The organism is Mycobacterium sp. (genome assembly GCF_052144515.1).
In the GTDB taxonomy this organism is placed as follows: Bacteria; Actinomycetota; Actinomycetes; order Mycobacteriales; family Mycobacteriaceae; genus Mycobacterium.
Genome location: NZ_JBKQQD010000106.1, coordinates 127021 through 133333 on the forward strand (window position 1 = coordinate 127021; position 6313 = coordinate 133333).

At 65.8% G+C, this 6313-nt stretch carries 6 protein-coding genes; 2 read left to right on the top strand and 4 right to left on the bottom strand.

All coding sequences use genetic code 11. From position 1 onward, the window contains the following. Positions 1–6: 6 nt before the first annotated feature. On the top strand, positions 7–678 hold the full coding sequence (locus ACLP9N_RS06640; RefSeq protein ID WP_442406632.1) for a GAP family protein: 672 nt from the start codon (positions 7–9) through the stop codon (positions 676–678). A gap of 193 nt (positions 679–871) precedes the next feature. Next, a complete protein-coding gene (locus tag ACLP9N_RS06645; protein ID WP_442406633.1) occupies positions 872–1687 on the top strand; it encodes a hypothetical protein in 816 nt (271 codons plus the stop codon). Positions 1688–1722: 35 nt separating this feature from the next. Here the strand turns inward: ACLP9N_RS06645 and ACLP9N_RS06650 are convergent, their stop codons facing one another. From ACLP9N_RS06650 to ACLP9N_RS06665, 4 genes are all read right to left on the bottom strand, one after another. Then, positions 1723–2127, bottom strand: a complete 405-nt coding sequence (locus ACLP9N_RS06650; protein WP_442406634.1) for a lipocalin-like domain-containing protein — start codon at positions 2125–2127, stop codon at positions 1723–1725. A 32-nt stretch (positions 2128–2159) separates the two neighbouring features. Then, a complete protein-coding gene (locus ACLP9N_RS06655) occupies positions 2160–3260 on the bottom strand; it encodes an NAD(P)-dependent alcohol dehydrogenase (RefSeq protein WP_442406635.1) in 1101 nt (366 codons plus the stop codon). A gap of 220 nt (positions 3261–3480) precedes the next feature. Beyond that, positions 3481–5259 (bottom strand): DUF7159 family protein, encoded by a 1779-nt coding sequence (locus ACLP9N_RS06660; protein ID WP_442406636.1) that lies wholly within the window; start codon positions 5257–5259, stop codon positions 3481–3483. Positions 5260–5348: 89 nt separating this feature from the next. Beyond that, on the bottom strand, positions 5349–6313 hold a 965-nt coding region (locus ACLP9N_RS06665; RefSeq protein WP_442406637.1), incomplete at its 5' end, for an adenylate/guanylate cyclase domain-containing protein.

Consider the following 6313-nt stretch of genomic DNA (forward strand, 5'->3'; position numbering starts at 1 on the left):
CTGCCCGTGGCTGAAAGTTGGGGTTCTGTGCTGGGCACGCTCATTCCGCTCGGGCTGGTCATCGCGCTCTCACCGATCACGGTTATCCCGGCGGTGCTGGTGCTACAGGCGCCGCGGCCGAGGCCGAGCGGCCTCGCTTTCCTCGCCGGTTGGGTGCTGGGCCTGGCCGCGCTGACGGCGGCCTCCGTCGCCGGCTCCGGCCTGCTCGGCGGTCTGCACAAGTCGCCGCCGACATGGGCGTCGTGGCTGCGCGTGATCCTCGGGGCGGCCCTTGTTGTGTTCGGCATCTACCGGTGGTTGACGCGGCATCGCCACACCGATTCGCCGGCCTGGATGCGTTCATTCGCCACCATCACCCCGGCGCGTGCGGCGATAACGGGGGCGGCGCTGGTGGCGATAAGGCCCGACGTGCTGTTGATTTGCATTCCGGCCGGATTGGCAATCGGTGGAAGCGGGATGGACGTCGCCGATGACTGGGTAGCTGCCGCGTTCTTCGTCGCCATCGCGGCATCAACGGTTGCCGTGCCCATCCTGGCTTACGCAGCAGCCGGTCACCGCCTCGACGATCCGATGGCACGGCTCAAGGATTGGATGGACAAAAACAACGCCGCTCTGATGGCAGCCATCCTGGTCGTGATCGGTGCGATGGTGCTTTACAACGGAGTTCACGCCTTATAGCGATCGCACGCAGAGCGTTTTCCCAAGGAGCCGGACTGCGCGCCGTGGTGGCGAAATTGTAGGGAAATCCCTGATTCATCAGTGGTCCACACGCAATAGCGTTAAGCCGTCGGGAAACCACCGGCTTCCAAGTGCTGATGGCCGCACGGCAGTTGCTGCAGCCGCCGGCCGGCAGACAACCAAAGGAACGATCTTGTCTGTCACACCCCAAAAGAAAACGTTATGCGTCGCCTCGGCGGCTTCGCTCAGCGCAATGGCGTTCCTCATGGCCGCGGCCCCCGCGGGCGCAAGCCCGATGCGCCCACTCGACCCGCCAGGGGGCTGCGACAGCTACACGTTCCCCGCCAATTTCACCATCAATCAGAGCGACGGCACTCACATTGCCGTCAACAATCCCGCGACGGCCCAACTTGGGGGCGCGGGGGCGTCATACACGGTAGGCGGCAAAACGACGACAGGGACCGCCAGCGGCGGCGCCTCGGGAGGAGTGAACCTCGACTTCACCATAACCTGGACCAGCGGGCCCGGCGCCGGCGCCAGCAGCCACTACACCGGCGTTGTCTCCCACGCCGGCAACGGGCAGGGCAACAGCAGCAGCACCAAGGGCCCCTCACTCACGTGGTCCTCGATGCCGCAGACCTTCGGCTGTGTGATGGACCCACCGCCCGTCCAGCAACAGCAACCGCAAGTCAACCCGAACCAAAACCCGGTCGTCGTGCCGGCAGGGCCGTCCATCAATGTGACCCCCGACCAGGAGCCCAGCTTCATCAACTTCACCGTTCAGAACACCTCGGCGCAGGACCTTAAATGCACCTACAACGCGAAGAAGCTGAGCGGTCAAATTGGGCCGCCGACAACGACGAAGGACTTCACCCTTAAAGCGGGTGCAACAACCCCGCCGAACTTGCTGAAATTTCCCGGGATTCCCAAAGGAACCACATGTCAGGTGGATATTTCGTGCCAAGGCTCCAACGGTGGTGCGGCCTATTCACATAACTTCTCCAACTAGCCAACCGGGACCGAATCACGTCCCGTCCCTTCTCTTTACGTACGGCGCCAGACGAGTTTGGCGTCGCGGCGTCCACTGTTGATCAGGATCGGCTCGGCCGGACCGAGTTCAAGGGTGCCGTCGCGTAAGTGGGCCTTGCGGTACTGGATTGCGCCGATCCAGTCGGTGCGCAGGCAGACTTCCACGTGGTGTGCGATCAGGCCGTCCTCGACGATGGTGTAGGGGCCGGCGTAGTTGAAATACGCGCCGGCTTCGGCGTTATCGCCGCGCATGAGCTGTGCCGACATATAGCCGTCAGGGGTGTACATAATGATGCCACGGGCATCGACGCCGAGCGGGTAGACCACGTCGGAGCCGTCGATGGACATGCTCACATACGACTGCAGCGTCCAGGCTCCGATCAGGTTGGCGCGCAGATCATCTGCTGTTGTCACCGTCATCGTCGAGTTGTCCTTTCGCCCGCCTGTCTCGCTCACCAGACAAAGACGGGCTTGACGACCTTCCCGCAGAGCACGTCGGCGACAGCGGTGTTGATCTCGGTGAACGGGTAGGTCGCAATCAGGCCGTCGACGTCGAACTCGCCGGCCGCGTTCAGTCCAATCAGGCGCGGCACCATCTCCTGTGGGTCGGAGTCACCCTCGATGCTGGATCTGATGACCTTGCCCGTCTGTAGCAGGTCGAGCGCATCGATCGTGTACTCCTCGGCTCCGAGGCCGAGCGCGATCAGCGTGCCCCGGCTCCGCAGCGATTGCTGGGCCTGCTTGACCACGGCCGAGATCGCGGTGGTGTCGATCGCGTAGCTCGCCCCGCCGCCGGTCAGCTGTTTCACCTTCTCGACGACCTCGACGGGATCGTCTGTGGCCCTCGGGTCGACGCCCACCGCGCCGTACGTCGAGGCGGCGTCACGACGGCTTTCCAGTGGGTCGACCGCGACGATCGTGCCGACCCCTAGGTGCTTGGCGGCGGCGAGCGCGGCCAGGCCGACCGCGCCGACGCCGTACACGACCAGGCTGTCGGCCGGACCCGGCTTCAGCACATTGAGCACCGTGCCGGCGCCGGTCTGGAAGCCGCACCCGTAAGGCGCCACCCTGGTCAGGTCGACGGACTTGTCGACGACCACGCAGTTGTCGGCGTACGCGATCGCGTGCATCGAGAGGCTGGACTGCCCGAAGAAGTTGCCGAAGACCGGGGAGCCGTCGCGGCTGTACGTCGTCGAACCGTCCGTCCGCATGCCCATGTAGTTGAGCGTCATTGCCGCACCGCAATAGCCGACCAGTCCATCGGCGCAGTCCCCGCAGGCGCGGCAGGAGCGGAAGCTGAGCACGACGTGGTCGCCGACCTCGACGCCGCTGACGCCCGGGCCCACCGCCTCGACGACGCCGGAGCCTTCATGGCCGAAAACCCTCGGGAACATCGCGTCCGGGAGGGTGTCCTTGAGATGGATGTCGGTGTGGCAGAGCCCCGTTGCGACGATCCGGACGAGGATCTCGTCGTCACGCGGACCGTCGAGCTCCACCTCCTCCAGCGAGAAGTCGTCGCCCTTCTGGTTGACAATCGCCACGGTGGTCTTCATTGACTCACAGCTCCTAGCTAATTGGAACTTGACCGTTCACCCATGGTGGAGATCTACCATGTACCGGGACAGCCAGGGCCAGAACGGCGCACAAGGGTGGCCTAGGCGGGCAGGGTGGCACCGGCGGCATGGGCGGACCCGGCGGTGTCGGCGGCCTCGGTGGCCCCGGGTCCTCATAGGGCGGGCTGCGCAGACTTTCGAACATCTTCGCAGGGAGCGTCTAGCGGTGGCCGCCGCTTTCGCCGCCGCTAGAGCTGGCGCCACCGCCAGAGCTCTCGCTGCCGCCGGTCGGTGCAGCGTGGTCGAGAGGCGCACCGCCGCCGGGGGTTTCGCTACCGCCGACCGGCCCGGCATGGTCGGGAGGCGCACCAGCGCCGGGTGGCGTAGCGCCCTCAGGAGGTCCTCCGCCGGGAGTCCCGTGGCCCGGACCGGGGCCATTGACGGGTCCGCCGCCGTCGGGCCCACCGCCCGGCGGATTCCCGTGGATAGGGCCTGGGCCGTTGACCGGCCCGCCGCCCGGGTTGTCGGAAGGCCCGCTGTGCCCGCCAGGATTGGGCCACGGCCCTTGCCCCGGGGGAGGTTCATGGGGTGGCGGTAAATGCGGCGGGGGGACGTGGATCGGCGGTGGCTCGGCAGGTGGGGACGGGTGCGGCGGGGCGTGGACCACGGGCGGGCTCGCCGGCGGGTCGGGCAAATGAACCGGCGGCACCGGAGGCAGCTGAATCGGAGGGATCATCACCGGAACCGGCACGGCCGGCTCCGCGGGAACCGGGGCCGCGGGAACCGGCACGGCCGGCGCCGCGGGAACCGGAGCTGCTGCGGGAACCGGAGCTGGCGCCGGCACCGGCGCCGCGGGAACCGGTGCCGCGGGCAGCGGTGCGGCTGCGGGTGGACTTAACGGCTTGGGTGCCTCCGCCTTTGTCGCCGCCACATGCCCCGGCGCGGGTGCCTGCTGGGCTGGGGCAATGAGGTTGTGGAGCGGGGCGGGCAGCAGACCGACCGTGGTGTGCAGGCCGAGTGCCAGGGCTGTCTCTAGTGCTACCACCGCACTTATGCCGGCCACCGCCAACGCGGATCCGACCAGCAGGACCGGCCTACGACGGGGCTTGCCCGCTATGACGACGGTCGGGGCATTCGCCTCGTCGTCTGTTGCAGCGCTATAGGCGAGGCCGTGCTCGCCTGGCTCGGAATCGGCGATGCTCAGATATTCGGGTAGGGCGCTCGCATCGACCGCACCTGTGCCGGGGTCTCGTTGGTAGGCCAGCGCGGCAGTCGACGACGCGAACAACGGCGCATTCGCGGACGCCAGGGCCGCTCCGCGGGCCAATGCTGTCTTTGGCTCTTCGGGCGCGCTCACGGTAAGCGAAGTCGCCTCTTCCAAGAGCGGCTTAATCGAGGTGATGTCAACACCGCAGCCAATCAGAAACAGGCCGCCCGGGCGCGTTGGCAGCTCGTCGAGCCGGGCGACCAGCTTTGTCAGCTCTGGGGTGGGGATCTGCCCGGACGCGATATTCAGCGGTTCTTTGTGGACGTCGGCGATGGAACCGTCGGAGGTCTCGACGACGGCCAAAGTCGCGGTGTCTGGCTCGACGAAAAGTACCGCGGTGCGCTCATAACCCATTGCGCCACCGACGGATTGAGTCAATGCGGTCGCGGCCAGAAACGCCGAGACCAGCATGACATTTTCCATCTTGTGGGCGGTCAGAGCGTCGCGTAGCGCGGCCGCTTCAAGCTGGTCGGTGCATGCGACCCCGACGGCAGACAGCTCGAGGCCCGCACTGGCTGCATCTTCGCGGGTAGCCACGATGGCTGCAATCACCCGATCAGATGCGCTGACGGTGGGCGAGTCGTCGTCAGCGGTGACGGCGAACTCGTTCTCGTCTACCGTTGTGCCGTCGCCGTTTTCGCCCTGCAGCAGGACCATCTGAACCGCGGCTGGCGCCATCGACACTCCGAGCACGATGTCCATTACCACGCCTCCCAGCATCTTGGCGGCCACGCGGGACTGCTAACTGATCGTCGCCGGGGAAGCTGTGTCGGAGTCCTGCCGCAGTTATGTGGGTTTTATGAAGCTCGCGTAGACGACGACTACTGGGCTGGGCCGCTTATTGGTGTGGTGATGCGGTAGACATCGACCGCTTCAGGCAGGCCCTTGAGGTGTTGTGGTCCAAGGCTTTCGAAGGTTAGCCCCGATCCAGCGGAGAGATCGCGGACTGTGCGACTTGCCAGTACCTCACCTGAACCTGCCAACGCGCCGACGCGAGCGCCGGTGTGCACAGCCATCCCGCTCCATTCATCGCCGCGTCGCTCGCATTCGCCGGTGTGGACGCCCGCCCGGATCCGGATACCACGCGTGGCGAGGGCCGGGATCAGTTCCAACGCGCAGCGGGCGGCCTTGGTCGGCCCGTCGAAAAGCGCGAAGATCCCATCTCCTGTGTGTTTCGCGCGGCGGCCCCCGTACTTCTCTAATAGCCAGTCGACGACTTTGTCATGCGCATTGAGCTGGCGACGCCACTGGGCATCGCCACGAGCACTGAGCAGTTCGGTGGAACTGACGATGTCGGTGAACAGCACCGTTTTGACCACTCGTTCGTCGACGGCGACACTCGATGTACCGCAGACGAAGTCGAGGACGGCCGAACCCACGACGTCATCCACGAGGGAGTGCGGTCCCTCGGGCAGTGTCTTGAATTGGGCCCCAGGAATGGCAGCCGCCAACGCCGTCGCGCCCTTTAACGGAGCGATTCGATCATTCGGCCTCACCAGAACAAGAGTCGGGGCGCGGATGGAACCAAGAATGCCGCGAACATCGATCTCCAGGAGCGCCTGCCACAGCCACGCGGCCATCGTTGGGCTCGCGCTCACGCGTTGATACCGGCCATACAGGTCGCGAAATCCTGGTATGTCGGCAATCTCGCCGAAAAACAGCTCAGCGAGCGCGCCTTCACCCCAATGACTTTCGATAGCTTCCAGATGCTCGGCCTTCTCTTCGGCGGTAAATCCCCAGGGGTAATCCGGCAACTCTTGAGAAAACCGTGCCGACACGCCGTACA